Origin of the sequence: Falsiroseomonas sp. E2-1-a4 (assembly GCF_051433165.1) — a bacterium.
Taxonomy (GTDB): Bacteria; Pseudomonadota; Alphaproteobacteria; order Acetobacterales; family Acetobacteraceae; genus Falsiroseomonas.
The window spans coordinates 1-22,671 of the sequence record NZ_JBHMFS010000026.1 but is presented as its reverse complement, the minus strand read 5'-3'; the positions used below and the strand labels follow the sequence as shown (position 1 = coordinate 22,671).

General features: G+C 69.2%; 20 protein-coding genes. 15 read left to right on the top strand and 5 right to left on the bottom strand.

Features of this window, described 5'->3' with window-relative positions:
- Nucleotides 1-64 precede the first annotated feature (64 nt).
- Together ACFHNC_RS21465 and ACFHNC_RS21460 are read left to right on the top strand one after the other, a co-directional pair.
- Entirely contained in the window at nucleotides 65-2,056 is a 1,992-nt protein-coding gene (locus tag ACFHNC_RS21465) for a hydantoinase B/oxoprolinase family protein (protein WP_437171286.1), read from the top strand.
- Nucleotides 2,053-4,110 carry a hydantoinase/oxoprolinase family protein gene (locus ACFHNC_RS21460; RefSeq protein ID WP_437171285.1) on the top strand — a complete coding sequence of 686 codons (2,058 nt, stop codon included), beginning with the start codon at nucleotides 2,053-2,055 and terminating at the stop codon, nucleotides 4,108-4,110. The genes ACFHNC_RS21465 and ACFHNC_RS21460 overlap by 4 nt, the downstream gene beginning before the upstream one ends.
- Nucleotides 4,111-4,150: 40 nt before the next feature.
- Here ACFHNC_RS21460 and ACFHNC_RS21455 read toward each other — a convergent pair whose 3' ends face one another.
- The 3 genes from ACFHNC_RS21455 to ACFHNC_RS21445 form a co-directional block, all read right to left on the bottom strand.
- Nucleotides 4,151-5,695 carry an ABC transporter substrate-binding protein gene (locus ACFHNC_RS21455; protein WP_437171284.1) on the bottom strand — a complete coding sequence of 515 codons (1,545 nt, stop codon included), beginning with the start codon at nucleotides 5,693-5,695 and terminating at the stop codon, nucleotides 4,151-4,153.
- Between the two features lie 213 nt (nucleotides 5,696-5,908).
- Complete coding sequence (locus tag ACFHNC_RS21450) at nucleotides 5,909-6,901, bottom strand: PhnD/SsuA/transferrin family substrate-binding protein (protein ID WP_437171283.1); 993 nt, start codon at nucleotides 6,899-6,901, stop codon at nucleotides 5,909-5,911.
- 3 nt (nucleotides 6,902-6,904) lie between these two features.
- Nucleotides 6,905-8,218: a Rieske 2Fe-2S domain-containing protein gene (locus tag ACFHNC_RS21445; RefSeq protein WP_437171282.1), complete on the bottom strand. Its 1,314-nt coding sequence runs from the start codon at nucleotides 8,216-8,218 to the stop codon at nucleotides 6,905-6,907.
- 115 nt (nucleotides 8,219-8,333) lie between these two features.
- Here ACFHNC_RS21445 and ACFHNC_RS21440 point away from each other — a divergent pair, with 115 nt between their 5' ends.
- The 4 genes from ACFHNC_RS21440 to ACFHNC_RS21425 are packed head-to-tail and all read left to right on the top strand — an operon-like array spanning nucleotide 8,334 to nucleotide 11,212.
- Entirely contained in the window at nucleotides 8,334-9,299 is a 966-nt protein-coding gene (locus ACFHNC_RS21440; protein ID WP_437171281.1) for a PDR/VanB family oxidoreductase, read from the top strand.
- Entirely contained in the window at nucleotides 9,296-10,537 is a 1,242-nt protein-coding gene (locus ACFHNC_RS21435) for a Gfo/Idh/MocA family oxidoreductase (protein WP_437171280.1), read from the top strand. Before ACFHNC_RS21440 ends, ACFHNC_RS21435 begins: the two co-directional genes overlap by 4 nt.
- A 4-nt stretch (nucleotides 10,538-10,541) precedes the next feature.
- On the top strand, nucleotides 10,542-10,727 hold the full coding sequence (locus ACFHNC_RS21430) for a hypothetical protein (protein WP_437171279.1): 186 nt from the start codon (nucleotides 10,542-10,544) through the stop codon (nucleotides 10,725-10,727).
- Entirely contained in the window at nucleotides 10,724-11,212 is a 489-nt protein-coding gene (locus ACFHNC_RS21425; RefSeq protein WP_437171278.1) for a MarR family winged helix-turn-helix transcriptional regulator, read from the top strand. Before ACFHNC_RS21430 ends, ACFHNC_RS21425 begins: the two co-directional genes overlap by 4 nt.
- Here the strand turns inward: ACFHNC_RS21425 and ACFHNC_RS21420 are convergent.
- Nucleotides 11,169-11,723 (bottom strand): nucleoside 2-deoxyribosyltransferase, encoded by a 555-nt coding sequence (locus ACFHNC_RS21420; protein WP_437171277.1) that lies wholly within the window; start codon nucleotides 11,721-11,723, stop codon nucleotides 11,169-11,171. The two genes, ACFHNC_RS21425 and ACFHNC_RS21420, sit on opposite strands and share 44 nt — an antisense overlap.
- 135 nt (nucleotides 11,724-11,858) lie before the next feature.
- Between ACFHNC_RS21420 and ACFHNC_RS21415 the strand changes: the two genes are divergently transcribed.
- The 7 genes from ACFHNC_RS21415 to ACFHNC_RS21385 are packed head-to-tail and all read left to right on the top strand — an operon-like array spanning nucleotide 11,859 to nucleotide 19,080.
- The gene (locus ACFHNC_RS21415) at nucleotides 11,859-12,728 is read left to right on the top strand and encodes an FAD binding domain-containing protein (RefSeq protein WP_437171276.1); all 870 of its coding nucleotides are present in this window, start codon (nucleotides 11,859-11,861) and stop codon (nucleotides 12,726-12,728) included.
- The gene (locus ACFHNC_RS21410) at nucleotides 12,725-13,183 is read left to right on the top strand and encodes a (2Fe-2S)-binding protein (RefSeq protein WP_437171275.1); all 459 of its coding nucleotides are present in this window, start codon (nucleotides 12,725-12,727) and stop codon (nucleotides 13,181-13,183) included. The genes ACFHNC_RS21415 and ACFHNC_RS21410 overlap by 4 nt, the downstream gene beginning before the upstream one ends.
- Nucleotides 13,180-15,513, top strand: coding sequence for a molybdopterin cofactor-binding domain-containing protein (locus tag ACFHNC_RS21405; protein WP_437171274.1), 2,334 nt, complete (start codon nucleotides 13,180-13,182; stop codon nucleotides 15,511-15,513). The genes ACFHNC_RS21410 and ACFHNC_RS21405 overlap by 4 nt, the downstream gene beginning before the upstream one ends.
- A complete protein-coding gene (locus ACFHNC_RS21400; protein WP_437171273.1) occupies nucleotides 15,506-16,288 on the top strand; it encodes an ABC transporter ATP-binding protein in 783 nt (260 codons plus the stop codon). Before ACFHNC_RS21405 ends, ACFHNC_RS21400 begins: the two co-directional genes overlap by 8 nt.
- Complete coding sequence (locus ACFHNC_RS21395; protein ID WP_437171272.1) at nucleotides 16,281-17,147, top strand: ABC transporter permease; 867 nt, start codon at nucleotides 16,281-16,283, stop codon at nucleotides 17,145-17,147. The genes ACFHNC_RS21400 and ACFHNC_RS21395 overlap by 8 nt, the downstream gene beginning before the upstream one ends.
- Entirely contained in the window at nucleotides 17,144-18,061 is a 918-nt protein-coding gene (locus ACFHNC_RS21390; RefSeq protein ID WP_437171271.1) for an ABC transporter permease, read from the top strand. The genes ACFHNC_RS21395 and ACFHNC_RS21390 overlap by 4 nt, the downstream gene beginning before the upstream one ends.
- A gap of 17 nt (nucleotides 18,062-18,078) precedes the next feature.
- Complete coding sequence (locus ACFHNC_RS21385; protein WP_437171270.1) at nucleotides 18,079-19,080, top strand: ABC transporter substrate-binding protein; 1,002 nt, start codon at nucleotides 18,079-18,081, stop codon at nucleotides 19,078-19,080.
- Between the two features lie 6 nt (nucleotides 19,081-19,086).
- Here the strand turns inward: ACFHNC_RS21385 and ACFHNC_RS21380 are convergent, their stop codons facing one another.
- Complete coding sequence (locus tag ACFHNC_RS21380) at nucleotides 19,087-20,154, bottom strand: ring-opening amidohydrolase (RefSeq protein WP_437171269.1); 1,068 nt, start codon at nucleotides 20,152-20,154, stop codon at nucleotides 19,087-19,089.
- A gap of 65 nt (nucleotides 20,155-20,219) precedes the next feature.
- Here ACFHNC_RS21380 and ACFHNC_RS21375 point away from each other — a divergent pair, with 65 nt between their 5' ends.
- A complete protein-coding gene (locus tag ACFHNC_RS21375; RefSeq protein ID WP_437171268.1) occupies nucleotides 20,220-21,362 on the top strand; it encodes an FAD-dependent oxidoreductase in 1,143 nt (380 codons plus the stop codon).
- Between the two features lie 11 nt (nucleotides 21,363-21,373).
- A complete protein-coding gene (locus tag ACFHNC_RS21370) occupies nucleotides 21,374-22,624 on the top strand; it encodes an amidase (protein WP_437171267.1) in 1,251 nt (416 codons plus the stop codon).
- Nucleotides 22,625-22,671: the final 47 nt, after the last annotated feature.

Below are 22,671 nucleotides of genomic sequence, written 5' to 3'. Positions count from 1 at the left end.
CGCGCATGGCATGAGGCAATAGGCTGGCTGGACAGGTGATGCGGCCGCCGATAGCGTTGAACACATGCTGGATCCCGTCACGCTCGAAGTCCTGGGCCGCAAGGTCACTGCCGCGGCGGAGGGCATGGGCTTCACCCTGCAGCGCACCGGCCGCACGCTGTATGTGAAGGAGGCGTCGGATTTCGGCACCGCCCTGGTCGGCTTGGATGGCCGCTTCTTCGGCTATCCGCGCACCATCGGCGTCAGCCACTTCCTGGACCTTGACTGCACCGCCACCATCCGCGCGGTGCCGGACCTCGATCCGGGCGATGTCATCATCACCAACCACCCTTATGCGTCCGAGGCGCTGGCGACCCACCTGCCGGACCTGCATCTGGTGCGCCCCTATTTCCACGAAAGCCGCATCGTCGCCTATGGCTGGTGCTTCGTGCATTCGGCCGATATCGGCGGCCGCGTGCCAAGCTCCATCTCGCCCTCCAACACGGATCTGTTCCAGGAAGGGCTGATGATCCCGCCGATAAAGCTGGTCCGCCGCGGCGAGCTGAATCCGGATGTCGTCGCCCTGTACCGCGCCAATGTCCGCACGCCTGACCAGAACATGGGCGACATCCGTGCCGAATTGGCATCGCTGCATGTCGGCGGCCTGCGGGTGGCGGAAATGATCGCCGCGCACGGCGTGGAAACCTTCATCGCGGCGCAGGAGGCCTTGCAGGACTATGCCGACGAGAAGGCGCGCGCCGTGCTGGCGCGTATCCCGGATGGCGAATACGAGTTCTGGGACTATCTGGACGACGACATGGTCAGCACCTTCCCGGTGCGTATCCGCCTGGCCTTGCGCAAGCGTGGCGGCGAGATCGAGCTGGATTTCGAAGGCACGGACCCACAGGTCGCCACTGCCTACAACATCCCCACCATGGGCCGACGCCACGCCTGGTTCACCGCCCGCATCATCGGGTGTGTCTCCACCCATGATCCGACCCTGCCGATGAATGCCGGAGTCTATCGCTGCATCACCGCCAAGGCGCGGCCGGGCAGCCTGGTGAATGCCGAATCGCCCGCGGCCGTCGGTGTGCGGCAGCCCGGCGGGCGGCGGATCTTCGACATGATCACCGGCGCGCTGCTGAAGGGTGACCCGACGCTGATGGCTGCGGCCTCCGGCGGCGTCTCCACCCCCGTAGTGCTGGCCGAGGAGGAAACGGCGCAGGGCGACCGCAATGTGGTAGTGCTGGAGCCGATGATCGGCGGCATGGGCGCACGCCAGGGTCATGATGGCGTGGACGCACGCGACAGCGGCACCTCGAACCTTGCCAACAACCCAATCGAGAGCATCGAGAGTGCGGCGCCCATTCTCGTGCGCAACTATGCCGTGCGCGCCGGCAGCGGCGGCCCTGGCCAATGGCGCGGCGGCTGCGGGCTGGAATTCAGCTTCGAGGTGCTGCGCGATGGCTGCACCGTGCTGGCCCGCGGCATGGAGCGCTGCCGCTTCCCACCCTGGGGCGCCATGGGCGGCCGGCCCGGCCAGCCCTTCCGCGTCATCCTCAATCGCGGCACGGGCAAGGAACAGGTGATTGGCAAGATCGACCTGCTGGAGGTGGAGGCGGGCGATGTGGTCACCATCCTGACGCCGGGCGCCGGCGGCTATGGCGACCCATCCCTGCGCGATCCCGCCGCGGTGCTGCGCGATGTGCGGCTGGGGCTGGTGAGCATCGAGGCGGCGGAAAGTGATTACGGCGTGGCGATCCGGGACGGCGCGGTGGACGAAGCTGCGACGGCCCGGCTGCGCGTAGCGCGGCCACCGCGCGATGTGACCGGCTTCGATTTCGGCACGGAGCGTGAGGCCTATGAGGCCGTGTTCACTGACGAGGCGCAGAACCGCCTGAACGCCGCGCTCTACGAACGCCCCAAGCGCCAGCGCAGCAAGCTCCGCCGCCAGATATTGGAAGCAACGGTGCCGGACATGCCGCGCGCCGGCCACCGGCCGTTGGTCGAGGTGCTGGCGGACGCCGCCGCGGCCCGCGCACGCTTCGAAGCCGCCTTCGCGGAACTGCTGAAATGAGCACCTGCGCACGCGTCGGCATCGATGTCGGCGGCACCTTCACGGATTTCGTGCTGACCGGCGCGGATGGCCTGGTGTTCCACAAGGAACCGAGCACGCCGGCGGACCCCTCGGCTGCCGTTGAATCCGGACTTCTCGCACTGGTGCAGAAGGCCGGGCTTGCGATGGGCGATATCGGCCTGCTGGTGCATGGCACCACGCTCGGGTTGAACGCCATCATTCAGCGGCGCGGCGGGCCGATCGGGCTGGTGACCTCGCCAGGCAATCGCGACGTGCTGGAGATTGCGCGCTGCCGCATGGCGAACTCGGTGGATTTCCACCTGACCCGGGAGGAGGACCTGGTCCCGCGCGACCTGGCCTTCGAAATCCCGGCGCGAATCATGGTGGATGGCACGGTGCTGATGCGCCCGATCGCCGAGGATTACGACCGCATCGCCGTATCGCTGCGCGCGGGCGGCGTGGTGACGGTGGCGGTGATGCTGCTGCACAGCTACCTGCACCCCGCGCTGGAAGCGGAGGTGGCGGCCGAACTCTCCGCGAGGTTGCCGGGCGTGCCGGTTTCCGCCTCCGCCGCCGTGTGGCCGGAGGTGCGCGAGTATGAACGCGCGCTGGTCGCAGTGCTGAACGGCTTCATCGCGCCGCTGATGCAGGAATATTTCACGCGGCTGGAAACGCGGCTTGCGGCGCGCGGACTGCGAGCGCCCATCACGATCACCGCCTCGAATGGCGGCACCGTCGCGCTGCGCACGGCGCGGGCGCGGCCGATCGAGACGGTGCTGTCAGGCCCGGCTTCCGGCGTGGTTGCCGCGGCGCGCGCGGCGGAACGCACGCCGCATCAGCGCCTCATCACCTTCGACATGGGCGGCACCAGCAGCGACATCGCGCTGACCCGGTCGGGGGAGCCGGAATACACCACGCGCACCACGGTAGGCGGGCTGCCGCTGGTGATGCCGGTGGTGAATGTCTCGGCCATCGGCGCGGGCGGTGGTTCGATTGTCTGGGTGGACCCGCAGGGCGTCTTGAAGGTGGGGCCGCGCAGCGCCGGCGCCGCGCCGGGGCCGGTCTGCTACGGCCGCGGTGGGACGGAACCGACCGTCACGGATTGCTACCTGGCCTGCGGCTTTCTCGACCCCGCCAATTTCCTCGGCGGCCGCATGCGGCTGGACCGGGATGCGACGGAGCGCGCCTTGCTGCGGATCGCGGCACGGCTCGGCTTCAGTGGCCCGGATGCCGCGACGCGCGCGGCGCAGGCGGCGCTGCGCGTGGCCACCGCCGTCATGGCCACCGAGCTTTCCACCGGCCTGGCGCAGCGTGGCGAGGATGCGTCGAGCTTCGCGCTGATGCCCTTCGGTGGCGCCGGCCCGACGCATGCCAACATGCTGGCCGAGGAAGCACGGCTTTCCGCCGTGCTGGTGCCCTTTGCGCCAAGCACCTTCTGCGCGCTCGGTGCCATCCTGGCCGATGTGAAGCGCGACTTCGTCCGCTCGCTCCGCATCCGCCTGCTGCCGGCGACTGAAGCGGCGACGGCGAAGCTGCACACGGCGCTCGCCGAACTCTCAGCCGAGGCGCGGGAATGGATCTCGGCCGAAGCGGAAAACCTGCGCGGCCACACGCTCTCCGCCACCGCCGAGATGCGCTATGCGGGGCAGAGCTTCGAACTGACCGTGGATTGGGACGCCGCAACCTTCGCGAACCCGACGCCGGATGCGATCGCGGAGCTGTTCCACCGCGTGCATGAGGGCGTCTATGCCTTCCGCGACACGACGAGCGCGGTGGAACTGAGCTCGCTGCGCGTGCGCGTGACCGGCCATGTCGCACCGATCGACCTGCCCGATGCCCGGCCGCGCCCCGCCCCCGCGCCGATCGGCACACGCCGCGTCTTCGGCGCCGAAGGATGGGGCGAATGGCCGGTGCAGGATCGCAGCCGCCTCGGGCTTGGCGCGCGCATCGCCGGGCCGGCCATCATTGAACAGGAAGACAGCACGCTGGTGCTGCTGCCGGGCTGGTGCGCGGAGGTGGATCTGCGCGGCAATCTGGAAGTGCGGCGGGGGTGAGGGTTCAGGTGGGGACACCGTCCCGCCTGAACCCTGTCCGTCACGGCGCCGCGGGCGGCCGGGCGTCCAGCGCCAGCGTCTCCTCATCCATCCGCGCTGTGAAGCTCATCCGCCGCGCATTGATGGCCCAGACCGCCGAGAGGGTGACGATCGGGATGATCGCGTGGTCGTCCATCGCCGTGCGGATGCCCTGCGTCACCAGCCGCTCCCGCTCCCCCTCATCCACCACCTCGAGGCTCGCGCGGGTGATGCGGTCCACCTCCGGGTTGGAATAGCGCATGCGGTTGAAGGTGCCGAAGCGCGGATCCACGCCGCGGGTGTGCAGCAGGGAGGCGAGCATGTAGGTCGCGTCGCCGGTCAGCGTGCCCCAGCCATTCATCGACAGGCTGTGGTCGCCGCGGGTGTAGTTGGTGAAGTACACCGAGGTCGGCTGCGCATTCACCTCCGCCGTGATGCCGATGGAGGCAAGCGACTGGCCGAGCGCGGCACAGACCCGCGCATCGCCGGCAAAGCGGTCATTCGTGCAATGCAGTTGTATGCGGAAGCCATTCGGGAAGCCTGCCTCGGCCAGCAGGCGGCGGCCCTCGGCCGGGTCGTAGCGCAATTCGCCGGTGTCGCGCGGCACGCCGAAAAACACGGGTGGCAAAGGCGTATTCGCAGGCTCCGCCAGGCCCTCCATGATGTTCCGGGCCATGCCGCTACGGTTGATGGACAGCGACAGCGCCTGGCGCACGCGCCTGTCGCGCAGAGGGCTCTGCGCGAAGGGGCGGCCTTCATTGTCGGTGACCAGGGGCGATTGGTCGCGGCCATCCGGATGCAGCAGGAACACGTAGATGGAGGGCACCTGCAGCACCTGCAGATTTGTGGTGCGGTTCAGTGTGCCGACACTGGCCGGCGGCACGTAGTTGATAAGGTCCACATTGCCGGACAACAGCGCGGCGACGCGCGAACTGTCATTCGAGATCTCGCGCTTGGTGACGCGGCGGAAATGCGGGCGCGCGCCCCAGTAGCCATCGAAGCGCTCCAGCACCAGATCTCCGCGCGGTTCCCAGGACACGTAGCGGTAAGGCCCGGTGCCGATGGCGGCGCCGCCGGTGCGGAAGGTTGCATTGTCCGCCCCCTGCGCCGCGCGCGCCTGCACGATGAAGACGCGGTCCAGCTCCGCCAGCAGGGTTGCCGCAGGGCCATGCGTGCGGAACTGCACGGTATGGTCATCCACCACAACCGTCTCACGGATCGAGCGGACATAGGCGCCGAGGCCGCCGGTGCCGGCCACCACCGTGGGAATGCGCTCCACGGAGAACTTCACGTCATTGGCGGTGAAGGGCGTGCCATCGTGCCAGCGCACGTCGCGCCGCAGCTTGAATTCCCAGGTTGCATCATCCACGCGTCGCCAGCTTTCTGCCAGATTCGGCTCCAGCTTCATGTCGGCCGAACGTCGCACCAGCGCGTCGAACACGTTCCGCAGCGCGGAGGCGTGCTGCCCGGCGGAGGAGAAATGCGGGTCGATCGACAGGGGGCCGGAGCGCACGCCCATCGTCGTATCCTGCGCCTGCGCGCCGCCCGCAAGCAGGCCGAATGTCATCGCAGCGCCGAGCAGGTGACGCCAAGGGCGCGCAGGCGGCGTGGCTGATCCGGTCATCGGAAATTGTCCCTGTCCCTGTCCCGGATACAAGCCTATCGCCCTGCTCTGGCGCCACGCCAGAGGCAATCGATGCGGAAGGCGGCTGCAAGACGGGAAAAGAGACCTCCACGCGATGGCCTGCACGGCGGTTGCACAGCCGAGTGCCAAGGAAGGTCAGATCTTGTGCGATTCCAGCGTGCTCGGATGGAACAGCTCCTCCGGCGCCAACAGGCGGCTCGACAGGCCCTGGGCATGGTGGTGGCGCAGGAACCATTCGAAGACGTGGCGGTTCGCCGCCAGGCCGTAGGAGAAGAAGTCGTCGCCCATCAGCCGGCGGGCAGCGCGCAGATTTTCCTCGACGAAAGGCAGCGTGACCTTGGTGGCGGAGGTGTCCACCAGCCTCGCCAGCGCCACCGCCTTCGATTTCTCGAAGGCCTTTTGCACCGCGGAGGGTAGCCAGGGATGGCTTTCCACCAGCGTCCGGCGGATGCCGAGGAGGTGCATCACCGGGAAGATGCGCGCCTTGCGGAACCAGGCCTGCGCGGCGGCGGTGGGGTCCGGGAACAGCCAGTCGATGTTCGGTTCACCACGCTCGAAGCAGGATGGCGCGCGCGGGCCCATCACGCCGTCCAGTTCCCCGGCCGCCAGCATGCCCGAGATGGTGGCGCCCTCCGGCGCGTTCTCGATCACCACGCCGGGCGGCAGGTTGAGCGAGATCTTCTCGACGCGGCCGGGCGTGTCGTAGCCGCCGCGCACCCAGGTGATTTCGGCGGGGCGGACGCCATGCTCCTCCTCCAGGATCGCGCGCGCCCAGACATTGGCGGAGAGCTGGTATTCCGGAATGCCGATGCGCTTCCCGCGCAAGTCCTCCGGCCGGGTGATGCCGCGATCCGTCCGCACCACGATGCAGGTGTGGCGGAAGGCGCGGGAGGGGAACACCGGCACGGCAATGTAGGGCGAGTCACCCTTGGCGACCCGCACGGCGTAGGAGGACAGGGACAATTCGCAGATGTCGAAGGCCTCGTGCCGGAAGGCGCGGAAGAAGATCTCCTCCGGCTCCAGCAGCATGAATTGCGGATCGACGGCATCGATCTGCACTTCGCCATCCACCAGCGGGCGCATGCGGTCATAGGGGCCGATGGCGACGGAAAGCTGGAGTTTTGCCACCTGCTATTCCGCTGCGATCTGGGATGGGGCATCGACGAACAGGCTGCGTTCCATTTCCGTCGTGCCGAAGCTGCGCCAATCCGTGGTCTTCGGCACCACGCCTTCGAAGCTGGAGATATCCTTCAGTGGCACGCGCGGTTCCGTCCGGCCGAGCGCTGGCGCGCCCTCTGCCAGCGCCCGCGCCGCCTCGATCATCAGGCGGCGCCATTGCACGATGGCGACGTCGCTGGCGCCGAGGCGTTCGGTGGTGCGGTCCGCGATCGGCCCCATGCTTTCCCACATCGCCATGTCCTGCGCCGGGATGCCCTTGATGCCGGTGAAATTGCCCAGCGCCATCAGGCGGCGATCCTGTCCGTAGTCATTTTCCCGCACGCGGTTCTTCTGCCAATCCGCATCGACGTCGATGCCCGGTTGCAGCGCGAGAAACTTGCGCCAGTCTTCGGTGGAGGGCACCTCCGGCCCCTCCCCCCAGGCCATGAAATAGAACCAGCTATGGTGATCGTCGATCGGCACCGTCACCTGCGCCACATTGTAGCTGGCATTCGGCGGAATCAGCGATGTGACGGGCGCGACGAAGGTGGTGATGCGGACATAGTCATGGGTTGCGGCATTGGTGATCGGCCGGCGGATGGCGGCGTAGCGGAAGCCGTAGGAGGTGAGCTGCACCTGCAGCTTCGGCGCCTTGTCCGTCGAAGGCCGCGTCCAGTTCTTCGCACTCGCCCCGGCGCGGCCGACGCGCGCCGGCACCATGTCCGAGGAATGCAGGGATGAGGAATGGGCGCTGTCGATCTGCCCTTCGACAATCTGCGCCCAGTTGCAGGGCACCATGGTCTTGCCGATGGAAACCCTCGTCTCCGGCATCGGCGCGAAGGGCGGCGGCTCGAAGTCCGGCATGTCCGCGCGGTCGCCCAAAAAGGCCCAGACGAAGCCACCGGCTTCCTCCACCGGGTAGCTCGGATGCTTGAAGCGGGCGGCGGCGCAGGCCTCCGGCGGCTCGCTCGGCATTTCGAGGACGTTGCCCTCCACGTCGATCTTCCACCCGTGATACAGGCAGCGCAGGCCGCCTTCCTCGTTGCGGCCGTAGTAGAGCGATGCCTTGCGATGCGGGCAGGCCTCCGCCACCAGGCCGAGGCGGCGGTCGCTGTCGCGGAAGGCCACCAGCTTCTCGCCCAGCACCTGCACGCGCACGGGCTTGCCGTCCAACTCCTCCACCTCCTCCGAGAGGCATACCGGCAGCCAGTGGCTTCGCATCAGGCGGCCCATGGGGGCATCGCCGGTGACGCGGCAGAGCAGGTCGTTTTCGTCCTGGGTGAGCATGGCGGTCCCTCCCATATGCTTAGGGCGCTAAGGTATGCGGCGGGGGCGGGGACTGTCCAGCGCGGTTGACCGGCCTTAATTAGCTTTCTAAGTATTTTCCACAGCGGCGTGAAGGATGGCGGCATTGCAAGACGGCTTCACCCTGCTACGAGTCCTGGCCGCAGACCGCATCGCGGAGGATATCTTCCGCTTCGACCTGTCGCATCCGGCTGGCCAGGACCTGCCCAACTTCACCGCCGGCGCACATCTGCGGGTGCGGGTGCCGGGGGGACAGGAACGGCGCTACTCGCTGTGTTCCGACCCCGGGGAGACTGCGGGCTATTCCATCGCGGTGAAGCGGGATGCGGCCGGCCATGGCGGGTCCGTCGCGCTGTGCGACGGGGTGAAGGTGGGCGACCTGCTGCCCTGCGCCGCCCCACACAATGATTTTCCGCTGTCGGGACGCCCGGCGGCACGGCTGTTCATCGCGGGCGGCATCGGCATCACGCCAATCATGGCGATGATCCGGCATCTGGAGGCGGGGGGCGGGCCGCCCTGGAAGCTGGTCTATCTCACTCGCTCTCCGGCTCAGACAGCCTTTCTGCCGGAGCTTCAGGCCTTCCGCGGCAAGGTGACCCTCCACCATGATGGCGGCGACCCTGACCGCGCCTTCGACCTCTGGCCCCTGCTGGAACAGCCGAAGGGCCGCCACATCCATTGCTGCGGGCCGCGCGGGCTGATGCAGGCGGTGCGGGACATGACCGGCCACTGGTCCTCCGCCGCCGTGCATTTCGAGGATTTCTCGGCCGGCAGCGGGCAGAAGCGGCCGGATGATGTGCCCTTCACCGTACGGCTGGCGCGCTCCGGCACCGAACTTCCGATCCCCGCGGGTACCACCCTGCTGGCGGCGCTGCATGCGGCGGGCCATGCCGTGCCGTTCTCCTGCAAAGGTGGCACCTGCGGGTCCTGCCGCACCCGCCTCGTCTCGGGCGAGGTGGACCACCGCGACCTGGTGCTGATGGAGCATGAGAAGGCCATGGCCATCCTGCCCTGCGTTTCCCGCGCCGCGCCGGGCTGCGACACGCTGGTGCTCGACCTGTGACGCGGGAGGCCGCGCCCGAGCTGGACCTGCGCCCGCCCGAACCGGCGCGGCGGCTTCGGCTTGGCGTGGCGGGGCTGGGCCGCGCCTTCATGCTGATGCTGCCCACCCTGGCGCACCACCCGCGCATCCAGCTCGTCGCCTGCGCTGATCCACGGCCGGAGGCGCGCATCCGCTTCACCGCGGATTTCGACGCGCCCGCCTATGCCGATTTCGGCGCGCTGTGCGAGGACAAGCAGGTGGAGGCCATCTACCTCGCCACGCCGCACCAGTTTCACGCCGCGCAGGTGGCGCGGGCGGCGGATGCGGGGAAGCACATGCTGGTGGAGAAGCCGCTGGCGGTGACGCTGCCGGAGGCGGCCTCAATGGTGGAACGCGCCCGCGCCGCCGGGGTGAGGCTGGTGGTGGGCCACAGCCATGGGCAGGACGGCCCGGTGTTGGCCGCGCGCCGGATGATCGCCGCCGGCGAATTCGGTGCGGTGCGCATGATCACCGCGCTGAACTACACTGATTTCCTGTACCGCCCGCGCAGGCCGGAGGAACTGGATACCGCCCAGGGCGGCGGCGTGGTGTTCAGCCAGGGCGCGCATCAGGTAGATGTGGTGCGGCTGCTCGGCGGCGGCCTGGTCCGCTCCATCCGTGCCGCGACCGGCGCCTGGGACCCAGCGCGACCGACGGAGGGCGCCTATACCGCCTTCCTCGACTTCGAGAATGGCTGCGCCGCCAGCCTGACCTATTCCGGCTATGGCCGCTTCGACAGCGATGTGTTTCTCGACTGGGTGGGGGAGATGGGGCAGACCAAGGACCCGTCCCGCCACGGCGCCGCCCGCGCCGCCTTGGCCGGCCTGCCCGATGAAGCGGCCGAGACCGCGCTGAAGACCACACGTACCTATGGCGCCCCCGGCCACCCCCCCGGCCTGCCGCCCGCCGAGCCGCCGCGCTTCCACAACCAGTTCGGCCTGGTGATCGCGAGCTGCGAGCGGGCCGACCTCCGGCTGACCGCCCAGGGCGTGGAAATCCACGGCGACACCACCCGCCTGCTCCGCAAGACACCCCTGCCCGCCGTGCCGCGCGGGGAGGTGCTGGACGAGCTTTGTGCTGCCGTGCTGGATGGCACCCCGCCGCTGCATGACGGCACCTGGGGCATGGCCACGCTGGAGGCCTGCCTCGCCATCCTGCAATCCGCCCGTGAGGGCCGAGAGGTCGCGCTGCACCACCAGGTGGCGCCCAAGGACAACTGACACGATGCCGACCCTTCGAATCGAGCCACGCCAGGACACCGCCACCGGCCTGTTCTTCCTGGAGGTTTTTCTCCCGGCGGACGCCCCCTCCCCCTTCGTCAGCACCGCCCCGCGCTACGCAAGCGCCGCCGCGGCCGAGCAGGATCTGATCGCTTCCCTGACGGCGGCGGCGAACCGTCCCCGCGCATGAGTGACCGCGAATCGGCCCTGCCTTTCGAGGAAAGCCTCGGCTACCTTGTGCGGGATCTGAACCGCCGCATCCAGCGCAACCTCCAGGCCCGCATCCAACCCAGCGGCGCAACCCTCGGTGCCTGGTACTTCCTGCGCGTGCTGTGGGAGGAAGAAAGCCTGACCCAGCGCGAGTTGGCGCAGCGCATTGGCATGCAGGAACCCACCGCCGTCATCGCCCTGCGCGGGATGGAGGAAGCCGGCTGGATCATCCGCGACCGCAGCGAGGAGGATCGCCGCAAGGTGCATATCCGCCTGACCGATGCCGGCCGCGCGCTGCGTGGTTCGCTGCTGCCGGAAGCCAAGGGGGTGATCGGCCAGGCGCTGGGCGGCATGAGCACGGCGGAGGTGGAAACGCTGCTCGAGCTGCTGCGCCGCGCCCGCGCCAATCTGACGGAGCCGCTTACCGCGCCAGGCGCGCAGCGGCGGCGGCGACGCACAGGCTGAACACCTCCAGCGAATCGAAGGGCAGGTCGTCACCGCCTGGCGGCACAAAGATTGGCAGGCCGCCACCCTGCTCCACCGCGCCGGGGATCATCAGGTTGTCCGGCAGGCCGAAGCCGCCGACGCTCAGCCCCGGCATTGGGTCCGGCGTGGCCGCAATCTGCACGGCGCTGCGGGCGGAAAAAAGTTTGGCGGTGTTGGAGTAGCCAAAAATCGGCCGGCCGCGGCCGAGAAACCAGCCCAATTCCACCAACGTGCCCGCATCGGCGGAAGCACCGCGGAAGGGGGTGAGGTTCGCGATCACCAGATCCGCGCGTTCCATCATCGCCAGATCCTTGGCGAAGATCACCCGCCAGGCCTCCGCCTCCGGCATCGCGGCGAGGGAGGCGACGTCCTCGTTCAAGGGCGGCAGGGCCGTGATGCCGTGCCGGGCGCAGATGGCGGATTTGCGGGCCGCCTGCGCCGGCGCATCGGGCAGGAAGACATCGGGACCGGCGAGATAAGCAAGAGGCATGGCACAAGCTGACCACGCGGCGCGCAGCCTGTGCAAGCGGCATGCAGAACCGATGCCAGTGGGCGGCCAGTCTCGAAATCGGCTCTGGCCCGCAACGGCGCGCTTCTGGCAGATTCGCCCCATGAGAATATCGATTTGAAGCCGGCCCCCTTCGCCTGGCATGCGCCGGAAGAACTGGCAGCGGCGCTGGCGTTGAAGGCCGTGCATGGCGGGGAGGCGCGTTTCCTCGCCGGCGGGCAGTCCCTGGTGCCGGCGATGAACTTCCGGGTGGCGCAGCCGGCCGTGCTGGTGGATCTCAACCGCGTCGCCACGCTGGATAAGCTGGAGTTTGCCGAGGATGGCACGCTGGTGATCGGCGCCATGTGCCGCTATCGGCGCATCGAGCGGGATGCCGGCGTGCTGCGCCGCCTGCCGCTGCTGGCTGAAGCGCTGGCGGAGGTCGCGCACCCGCAGATCCGCACCCGTGGCACCCTGGCCGGCAATCTGTGCCACGCTGATCCGGCAAGCGAGATGCCCGCGGTGATGCTGGCGCTGGATGCGCGCTTCGTGCTGCGCCGGCAGGGCGGCGAGCGGGAGGTCGCGGCGCGCGACTTCTTCCTAGGCCCGCTCGCAACGGCGCTGGCGGAGGATGAGATACTGGCCGAGATCCACATCCCCGCCCTGCCGCCCGGCACCGGCACCGCCTTCCTGGAAGTGGCGCGCCGGCGCGGCGACTACGCGATGATGGGGGTGGCCGCGGTGCTGCAGCGCGGACCGGATGGGCGTTGCGTCGTGGCGCGGCTTGCGCTGTGCAGTGCCGGGCCGACACCTGTGGCGGCGGAACGCGCCGCCGCAAGCCTGGTGGGTACGCGGCTCGCAGCGGCAGATTTCGTCGCCCCCGCGGCGCAGGCGGCCCGCGAGATCGACCCGATGGGCAGCGTGCAGGCCTCGCCCGCCTTTCAGCGGCACCTTGCATGTGTGCTGGTGCCGCGCGTCCTGGCCTTGGCAGCGGAGCGCGCGGCATGAAGATCACCGTCCGTGTGAATGGCGTGGACCACCTGCGAGAGGTCGAGCCGCGCCTGTTGCTCAGCGACTTCCTGCGCCACGAATGCGGCCTGACCGGCACCCATGTCGGCTGCGAGCACGGCGTCTGCGGCGCCTGCACCATCCTGTGGGACGATGAACCCGCCCGCGCCTGCCTGGTCTTCGCCGTGCAGGCGCAGGGGCACGAGATTCGCACGGTGGAGGGACTGGCCCCCGGCCCCGGCCAGCTCAGTCCGTTGCAGCAGGCCTTTCAGGACGCCCATGGCCTGCAATGCGGCTACTGCACGCCCGGCATCCTGATGACCATGACAGCCTTTCTCAAGGACAACCCGAAGCCGGATGAGCCGCAGGTGCGGGAGGCGCTGTCCGGCAATCTCTGCCGCTGCACCGGCTACCAGCACATCGTGGACGCAGTGCTGCGGGCAGCCGCCACATGAACAGCTTTGGTCGCCCGCTGACCCGCAACGAGGACCCGCGCCTGCTGCGCGGCGAGGCGCTGTTCGTCGATGATGTGGAACTGCCCGGGCTGCTGCATGTGGCGTTCTTCCGCAGTCCGCACGCGCATGCGCATCTGCTGTCGCTCGACGTTGCGGCGGCGCGCGCGCGGCCCGGCGTGGTGGCCGTGGTGACTGCAGCCGATCTCGGCGCGTACTGGCAGCCGGGACCGCTGCTGGTGCCGCCGCCGCCCGTACCGGGAATGGTGTTCAACCAGCGCTGCCAGGTGCCACTGGTGCGCGATACCGCGCGGCATGTGGGCGAACCCGTCGTCATGGTGGTGGCCGAAAGCCGCTACGTGGCGGAGGATGCCGTCGGCGACATCTTGGCCGAGTGGGAAACACTGCCCGCGGTCGGTGACCTTGAAGCCGCGCTCTCGCGTGGGACGGCTTTTGTGCACGCGGATCTCGGCACCAATGTCGCGGCGGAGGTGCATCAGGCACGCGGCGACTACGCGGCCGCGGCGGGTGCCGCACATCTCATCCTGAAGCGCCGTTTCACCTATGACCGCGGTGCCTCCATCCCGATGGAGACGCGCGGTGTGGTGGCGCAATGGGACCCGCGGGCGGATCGGCTGACGGTGTGGGACACGACGCAGGCGCCGGTCGTCATCCGCAACGGGCTGGCCGGCATGCTGGGCTTGAGCGAGCGTCAGGTGCGCGTGGTCGCGCCGAATATCGGCGGCGGCTTCGGGCCGAAGATGATGATGTTCTATCCGGAGGAAGTGCTGGTGCCCTGGGCCGCGATGCAGCTCGGCCGGCCGGTGAAGTGGATCGAGGATCGGCTGGAGCATTTCTTCGCCACCACACACGAACGCAGCCAGATCCATGATGCGGAAATCGCTCTCGATGCCTCGGGGAAAATCCTCGGCGTGAAGGATGTGTTCCTGCACGATACGGGTGCCTATGACCCCTATGGCCTGACGGTGCCGCTGAACAGCCAGTGCACGCTGCTCGGCTGCTATGTGGTGCCGGCCTATGACAGCCGCTTCACCGCCGTCTTCACCAACCGCACCCTGGTCACGCCGTATCGCGGCGCAGGGCGGCAGCACGGCGTCTTCGTGATGGAGCGGTTGCTGGATCTCGCGGCGCGGGAGCTGGGGCTGGACCGCGCGGAAATCCGCCGGCGCAACTTCATCCCGGCCAATGCCTTCCCCTACGACCAGGGCGTCATCTATCAGGATTTTTCGCGTCTATCCTACGACAGCGGCGATTACGAACCGATTCTCGACAAGGCACTCGCCGCCATCGGCTATGCGGATTTCGTGAAACGGGTGCAGCCAGAGGCGCGTGCGGCCGGGCGCAGCCTGGGGATTGGGCTGGTCTGCTATGTCGAAGGCACCGGCATCGGACCGTATGAAGGCGCCAAGGTGCAGATACAGAGCTCGGGCAAGGTCAGCCTCGCCACCGGCATCGGCAGCCAAGGCCAGGGGCACGCCACCGCCTTCGCGCAGGTGGTGGCCGAACAGCTCGGCGTCGATGTGCGCGACGTGGAGGTGACCACCGGCGACACCGACCAGTTCTATTGGGGCGTCGGCACTTTTGCCAGCCGCGGCGTCGTTGTGGCGGGCAGCGCGGCGCATGAGGCGGCGAAGGTGGTGCGGCAGAAAGTGCTGCGCACGGCGGCGGCGCATTTCGAATGCGGGGAGGAGGATCTCGTCCTGGCGGAGGGCAAGGTGCATGTCGCCGGCGTGCCGGACCACGCCATCACGCTCGGCAAGCTTGCGGGATTGGCAAACCCCATGCGCGGCGCCGTCACGCCCGGCACCGAGCCGGGGCTGGAAGCCACCAGCTATTTCGGTCCCGCCGGCGGCGCCACGGCGAGCGGCGTGCACGCGATGATCATCGAATTCGATGCGGGAACGCTGCGCCCGACCATCCTGGATTATGTCGTGGTGCATGATTGCGGCACGGTGATCAATCCGCTGATCCTCGCAGGGCAGATCCATGGCGGCGTGGCGCAGGGCATCGGCAATGCCTTCTTCGAACAGCTCGCCTGGGACGAGAGTGGCCAGTTGCTGAATGCGAGCCTGGCCGACTACCTGATCCCCACCGCGCTGGACGTACCGCGCATGCGGCTAGACCACACCGTGACACCCTCCCCTCTCAACCCGCTCGGCGTGAAGGGTGCGGGGGAAGCGGGTGCCATTCCCGTCGGCGCGCTGTTCGCGCAGGCGATCGAGGATGCGCTCGATCTGCCGGCACAGGGCATCGAGATTTGCGAAATGCCGCTCAGCCCCTCCCGCCTTTGGGAGATCACGCAGCGTGGCTGAACCCGTCATCGCCGCGCGCGACCTGTCACTGGTCTTCACCACGCGCGACGGGCCGGTGCAGGCGCTCTCAAACATCAACTTGGACATCGCGCCGGGCGAGTTCATCTCCCTGATCGGCCCCTCCGGCTGCGGCAAGACAACGCTGTTGCGCGTGATCGCTGATCTGGAAAGCGCCACCGGCGGCAGCATCGCTGTCAATGGACGCACGCCGGAACAGGCGCGGCTGGCGCGGGACTATGGCTATGTGTTCCAGGCGCCGGCGCTCTATCCCTGGCGCACCATCCTGGGCAACGTCATGCTGCCGCTGGAGATCATGGGCATTCCGCGTGCGGAGCGGGAAGCGCGGGCGAAGGCGCAACTCGCGCTGGTCAACCTCTGCGGCTTCGAGCGCAAGTTTCCCTGGCAGCTTTCGGGCGGCATGCAGCAGCGCGCCTCCATCGCCCGCGCGCTTGCCTTCGAACCCAAGCTGCTGCTGATGGACGAGCCCTTTGGGGCGCTGGATGAGATCGTCCGCGACCATCTCAACGAACAGCTTCTGAAGCTTTGGGCGGCCACGCGGAAGACGGTGGTCTTCGTGACCCATTCGATTCCGGAGGCCGTGTTTCTCTCCACCCGCATCGTGGTGATGTCGCCGCGGCCGGGGCGCATCACGGGTATCGTGGACTGCGACCTCGGCCCCGACCGCCCGTTGGAAATCCGCGAGACACCCGCATTCCTGCGCATCGCCCAGCGGGTGCGAGAGGGGCTGCGCGCCGGCCATTCCTACGATGTCTAGAAGCATCGTCCCGGTGCTGACCATCTGCGCGGGCCTGATCCTGCTATGGTATGGCGGTGCCATCTGGATGAACTGGCAGGTGGTGGCGGATACGCAGGCACGCGCCGGCGCCACGCCCCGCCTGATGGACATGGTCCGGCTGACGCTGAACCACGCCCGCCCGCTGCTGCCCGCGCCGCACCAGATCATGGATGAGCTGTGGCGCAGCACGGTGACGCTGCCCGTCACATCCCGCCGCAGCCTGGTGCGTCATGCCTGGGTCACGCTCTCGGCGGCGCTGGTGGGCTTCGGCATCGGCACGGCTATTGGTGTGCTGCTGGCCGTCGCCGTCGTGCATATTCGCGCGCTGGAGCGCAGCCTGATGCCGTGGATCGTCGCCTCGCAGGCCGTGCCGGTGCTGGCCCTGGCCCCGATCGTCATCGTGGCGCTCGGCGCCATGGGGCTGGAGGGGCTGCTGCCCAAGGCGATCATCGCCGCCTATCTCTGCTTCTTCCCCATCGCCATTGGCATGGTGAAGGGACTGCGCGCGCCGGATGCCATGGCGCGGGACCTAATGCGGACCTGGTCGGCAACACCGGCACAGATGTTCTGGAAGCTGCGCCTGCCGACCTCCCTGCCCTTCCTGTTCGCCGGGCTGAAGGTGGCGATGGCCGCCGCGGTGGTGGGCGCCATTGTCGCGGAGCTGCCGGCGGGCGCGCAGGCCGGGCTGGGCGCGCGGCTGCTGGCGGGGTCCTATTTCGGCCAGACCATTCAGATCTGGGCGGCGCTGGTCGCGGCCGCCATTCTGTCGGCCACGCTGGTCGGCGTGCTGGGCGCGGCGGAGCGCCTTGTCGCGCGACGCATGGGGGTGCGGGCGTGACGGCGCTGCTCGCCTCGGCCGTCATGGCCAGCTTCGCCGCGCTGATTGCGGCCATGCATGCCGGCGCAGCTGGCGCGCTGCTTTGGGTTGGCGTGGTCGTTGCCACAGGATTTGCGGCCTGGCTGCTCCAGCGCCTGGGCGATGCGCCAGGGGAAGGTCTCGCCGCGCTGGGCGCGCCGCTCGCCTTCGGTGCGACGCTGCTGGCGCTCTGGGAGGTACTGGTGGTCGGCCTTGCCGTGCCGATGGTATTGCTGCCGGCGCCATCCGCCATTGCGCTGCGCATGGCCTCCGCCGCACCGATGCTATGGGGCGATTTCGTACAGACCTTCACGAAGGCGGTGTTGGCAGGCTACGCCATCGGCTGCGGCGCCGGCTTCGCGCTGGCGCTGGTGGCGGATCGGGTGCCCTTCCTGCGGCGCGGGCTGCTGCCGCTGGGTAATCTGGTGGCGGCGCTGCCAGTTGTCGGCATCGCGCCGATCATGGTGATGTGGTTCGGCTTCGATTGGCCATCGAAGGCCGCCGTCGTCGTCGCCATGACCTTTTTCCCGATGCTGGTAAACACGGTGGCTGGCCTCGCCGCCGCCGGCGCGTTGGAACGCGACCTGATGCGAAGCTACGCCGCAAGCCCTGGCCAGACGCTGTGGCTGCTGAAACTTCCCGCAGCCCTGCCCTTCATCTTCACCGCGCTCAAGATCAACGCGCCATTGGCGCTGATCGGCGCGATCGTCGCGGAGTTCTTCGGCAGCCCGACCACCGGCATGGGTTTCCGCATTACGACGGAGGCGGCGAAGCTCGCTCTCGATCTGGTCTGGGCGGAAATCATTGTCGCGGCGGTCGCGGGTTCGGCATTTTACGGACTGATCGCTTTGGCCGAGCGCGCCGCGACTTTCTGGCACCCATCAATTCGCCCATGAGAACAGGAGAGACAGCCATGCGACGTGCCATTCTAAGTGGGCTGGTGGGCCTCGGGCTGCTGGCGGGTGCCGCGGCGGCACAGGCCCAGGGGGTTGAGCGTGTGACGCTGCAATTGAAGTGGGTCACCCAGGCGCAATTCGCCGGCTATTACGTGGCGCAGGCGCGCGGTATGTACCGCGCCGCCAACCTCGATGTGCGGATCAACGCGGGCGGGCCGGACATCGCCCCGCCGCAGATCATGGCCGGCGGCCGCGCCGATGTGGTGGTGGAGTGGATGCCGGCGGCACTCGCCAGCCGGGAACGTGGCGTGCCGCTGGTGAACATCGCCCAGCCCTTCAAGCAATCCGGCCTGATGCTGACCTGCCGTGCGGAGACGGGCATCCGCACACCCGCCGATCTGCGTGGCCGCACGCTCGGCGTGTGGTTCTCCGGCAACGAATATCCCTTTCTCGCCTGGATGGCGCGGTTGAACCTGCCGACCAACGGCACGCCGCAGGGCGTGCGCGTGCTGCGTCAGGGCTTTAACGTGGACCCGCTATTGCAGCGTCAGGCGGATTGTGTTTCCACCATGACCTATAATGAATACTGGCAGGTCGTCGATGGCGGCTTCCGGCCAGACCAGCTCACGGTGTTCCGCTATGCCGACCAGGGCGTGGCGACGCTTGAGGATGGGCTTTATGTGTTGGAAAGCCGGCTGATGGATGCCGCCTTCGTCGCCCGCATGGGCCGCTTCGTCCGCGCCTCCATGCAGGGCTGGGACTGGGCGCGGCAGAATCCGGATGCGGCGGCGGCCATCGTGCTGGACAACGACACCTCCGGCGCGCAGACGGAGGCGCATCAGCGCCGCATGATGGGCGAGATCGCCAAGCTGCTGGACACCACCGGCGGCGGCCGCCTGGACCCGGCGGATTATGAGCGCACGGTGCAGACGCTGCTTTCGTCGGGCGGCGAATCCCCCGTCATAACCCGCGCGCCGACCGGCGCCTGGACGCATGCGGTGATGGACGCGGCACGCTGAAGCGGTTCAGCCGGCGCGGGCGAAGACGCAGACCAGGCCGCCACCCGGCGGCCCCTGATGCTCCGCCCCGCCGCTGACGAAGACCTGCCCGTGGCCGGCGACGCTGGCCACGATGGCGCCCAACGCGCCGCGCAGATGCCGCTGGGCATCGAGATCCGTATCGCCGAGCATCGTGTGGCGCGCGCCGCGAATGGCGCCCGATCTATCCGGTTCCCCCTTCGCCAGCACCCCGATCACCCGCGCGCGCTGTGCTGCGGGCACGGCGGGCGCGGCATCCAGCCCGGCGGCGCGGAAGGCGGCCACGACACCTTCAAGGTCCAGCAGATCGGCCAGTGGCGCGACGCCGGCGACCAGGTCCGGCGCCCAACCATCCGCCTGGCCGAACACCACCACCTCATTCGCCGTCACCTCGATACCGGAGGAGATGCTGGCGCGGTTGCTGAAACGGCCGACGTCGCGCAGCAGTTCTGCCTCCCGCGCCTCCGGAATGTCGCCCAGCGCCAGGCCCACGCCGAAGGCCGCGGCGGCGCGCGACAGCGCCATCAGCACCCGCGGATCCCCGCTGCGCGCCTCTGGTCCCGGCGATTGCGCGCAGGGTGCCTTGACCTGCACCAGCGCCACATCCTCCGCCCGTGCAATGCCGGCATCGGCCACGGCATCCCGCACCGCCTGTGCCACCGCGAGGATCTGCGCCTGCCGCCCGATCTCCGCAGGCGGCGTCGGCGCGCTGAAGGCGGTGCCCATCGCCAGGCCACGCGCGCCGGTCGCCGCGCGATCCACGGCGAAGACCAGGTAGTGCGGCGAAAGCGCCCCCTCCGTCCCGCCCGACAGCACGCAGGGTATGCGCGCGGCGAGTGCGGCAGGGTCGGCGCCGGTCGCGGCACACAGCAGCAGCATCAGCGACTGCGTGAAGTAGCCGCGGGTGAAATCATTCAGCCCGCCATTGCCCTCGGTCTTGCCGATCACCGCGCGGATGTCGCCGGCGCGCACCGCACCTGACTGCATCAGCGCATGCAGCGCAGACAGATCACCCGGATGGGCCATGGACAGGCGGTGGATGGCAAGCTGGGGCATCGCGGAAGCATACTGCCTGTGGCGCACCGATTGCACGGCCTGGCGCGGATTCTGAAGGTGGCTTCATGCGGATCGGCATCATCGGCACTGGCGTTGCGGGCAGCCTCCTGGCGGAGGGGCTGCACGGCTTCGACGTGACAGCCTTCGAGCGTGTGGCACCGGGCGACCAGGGGGAATCCGGCACAGGGCTGAATATCGGCCCCAATGCGCTGAAGGCGCTGCGCCTGCACATGCCGGCCCGGCACACGGCGCTGCGCGCCGCGTCGCTGCCCTGGCAGCGCTGGTTCATCGACCTTGCGGATGGCACGCGGCTGTTCGACCTGGACCTGCTTCAGGTGGCCGAGGAACCGGGCGTTCGCATTCGCTGGTCCGAACTCTACCGCCTGCTGCGCGCGCCGGTGGCAGATTGCACGCGCCATGGCCATGCGCTGGAAGCGCTGGAGCAGGATGCGGCCGGCCGCCTGGTGCCGGTGTTCCGTACCGCCGATGGCCTGCGGCGCGATGGCGGCTTCGATCTTCTGGTCGGCGCCGATGGCCGCTACAGCCGGCTGCGCGCCCTGGCGGCGGGGGAAGCCGAGGGCACGCTGCTCGGCGTCTGCATCTGGCGGCTGCTGGTGGCCGATGCGGCGGACTGCCCCTTTGACGATTACGGCCAGTGGTTCCATGGCAATGCCCGGCTGCTGTCCTTCCGCGTGCCGGGCGGCGCCGTCTACATTGCCGGCACCTTCCCGCTTGCGAGCGATGGCCAGATTCCCGAGCCGATGAAGACGGCCGCGGCGCAGCGCGCGCTGTTCACGCCGGAGACGGGTGCGCCCTGTGACGCCGTGGCCTGGATGCTGGCAAAGATCGACCAGCACATCGCGCAGATTCACTGGGCGCGATCCGCCACCGTGCCGGTGCTGCGTCACGCGCTGGATGGGCGGGCGCTGTTTCTTGGCGATGCGGCGCAGGCGATGGTGCCGACGCTCGGCCAGGGCGCGACGCAGGCGGTGGAATGCGGCGTGGTGGCCGCCCGCGTTCTGCGCGCCGGCGGCGATGCGGCAGCGGTCGCGGCGGCGCGGGATGCGCGCGTGGAATTTGTACGCGACTTCTCCATGGCAGCGTCCGATACGCTGCTGCCGCCGGTGGATGTGGTGGTCGGCACGCGCAGCAAGATGGGGCCGGATTTCCTCGCCCGGCTGCGGCGGCTCTATACTGGGGTAGCCTAGAAGGACAGAATATGCGTGACATCGCCGCACTGCTCAATCGCATCGCGCAGCAGGATGGCGCGATAGGCGCCTTCTGGCAGGTGGATGCCGCCGGCGCCCTGGCCGCGACGCCGCGGGGCGATGGCCCACTGCGCGGCCTCGCCATCGGCATCAAGGACAATGTCGATGTCGCCGGGCTGCAAGCCACTGCCGGCATCGCCGCCTTCCGCCAGGTGGTGGCGACGCTGGACGCGCCCTGCGTGCGGGGTCTGCGGGAGGCCGGGCTGGTCATCCTCGGCAAGCTCGCGATGCATGAGGGCGCGCTGGGGGCGACAACGGATACGCCGGGCTTCGGCCGCTGCATGAACCCGTTGCGCGCCGGCTTCACCCCCGGTGGATCCTCCGGCGGTTCCGCAGCGGCGGTGGCAGCGGGCTTCGTGAAGCTGGCGGTGGGCACGGACACCATGGGCTCCGTCCGGATCCCGGCCGGCTATTGCGGCGTGGTCGGGCTGAAGCCGACGCGCGGCCTGGTCGGGCGCAGTGGCGTGGTGCCGCTGTCTCCTGCGCTCGATGCCGTCGGCATGCTGGCCGCCACGCCGCGCCTCGCCGGGCTGGGGCTGCAAGCCATGGTGGTCCAGGATCTGGCCGACCCCGCCTGGCGCCCCACCCCGCCCGGCTGGCAGGCGGTGCCGGATGCGCCGCCGCGCCTGGCCGGCCTGCGGATCGGCCTGCCGGAACCGGCCCTGGCGGCTGCGATGGAACCCGCCCTGCGCGCCGCCTGGATCGCCGCCGCCGACAGGCTGCGCGCCGCCGGCGCGGTGGTGGAGAAGGTGGCGATGCCGGCATGGGACCCGGGCGCCGCCCGCCGGGCCGGCCTTCTGCTGCTGGAGGCTGAGGCCGCCGCGCTGCATCCGGCGCTGATCGACGACCCGGCCGCCGCCAGCCCCGGCTTCCGCGCCGCCCTCGCCTATGGCCGCGATGCCGGCACCGTGCGGCTGGCCCGCGCCCAGTTCCGGCTGCGGGAGGTGGAGGCCTCCGTGCTCCGGGCGCTGGATCGCTTCGACCTGCTGCTGATGCCGACGGCCCCGCAGCGCGCCTTTGCCCATGGCACGCCGGCGCCGGTGGACCAGGCGGATTTCACCGCGCTCGCCAATTTCGCGGGCCTGCCAAGCATCGCCCTGCCCTGGCCCGCCGAGGATGGCGGCCTGCCGGCCTCCCTCCAGCTCGTCGGCCGCCCCTATGCGGAGGCGCTGCTGGTTGGCGTGGCGGAGGCGCTAGGCTGAAGCCGGCGCGGTCGTTGCGGGATACTCAACAGGCGCGGCCATTGACC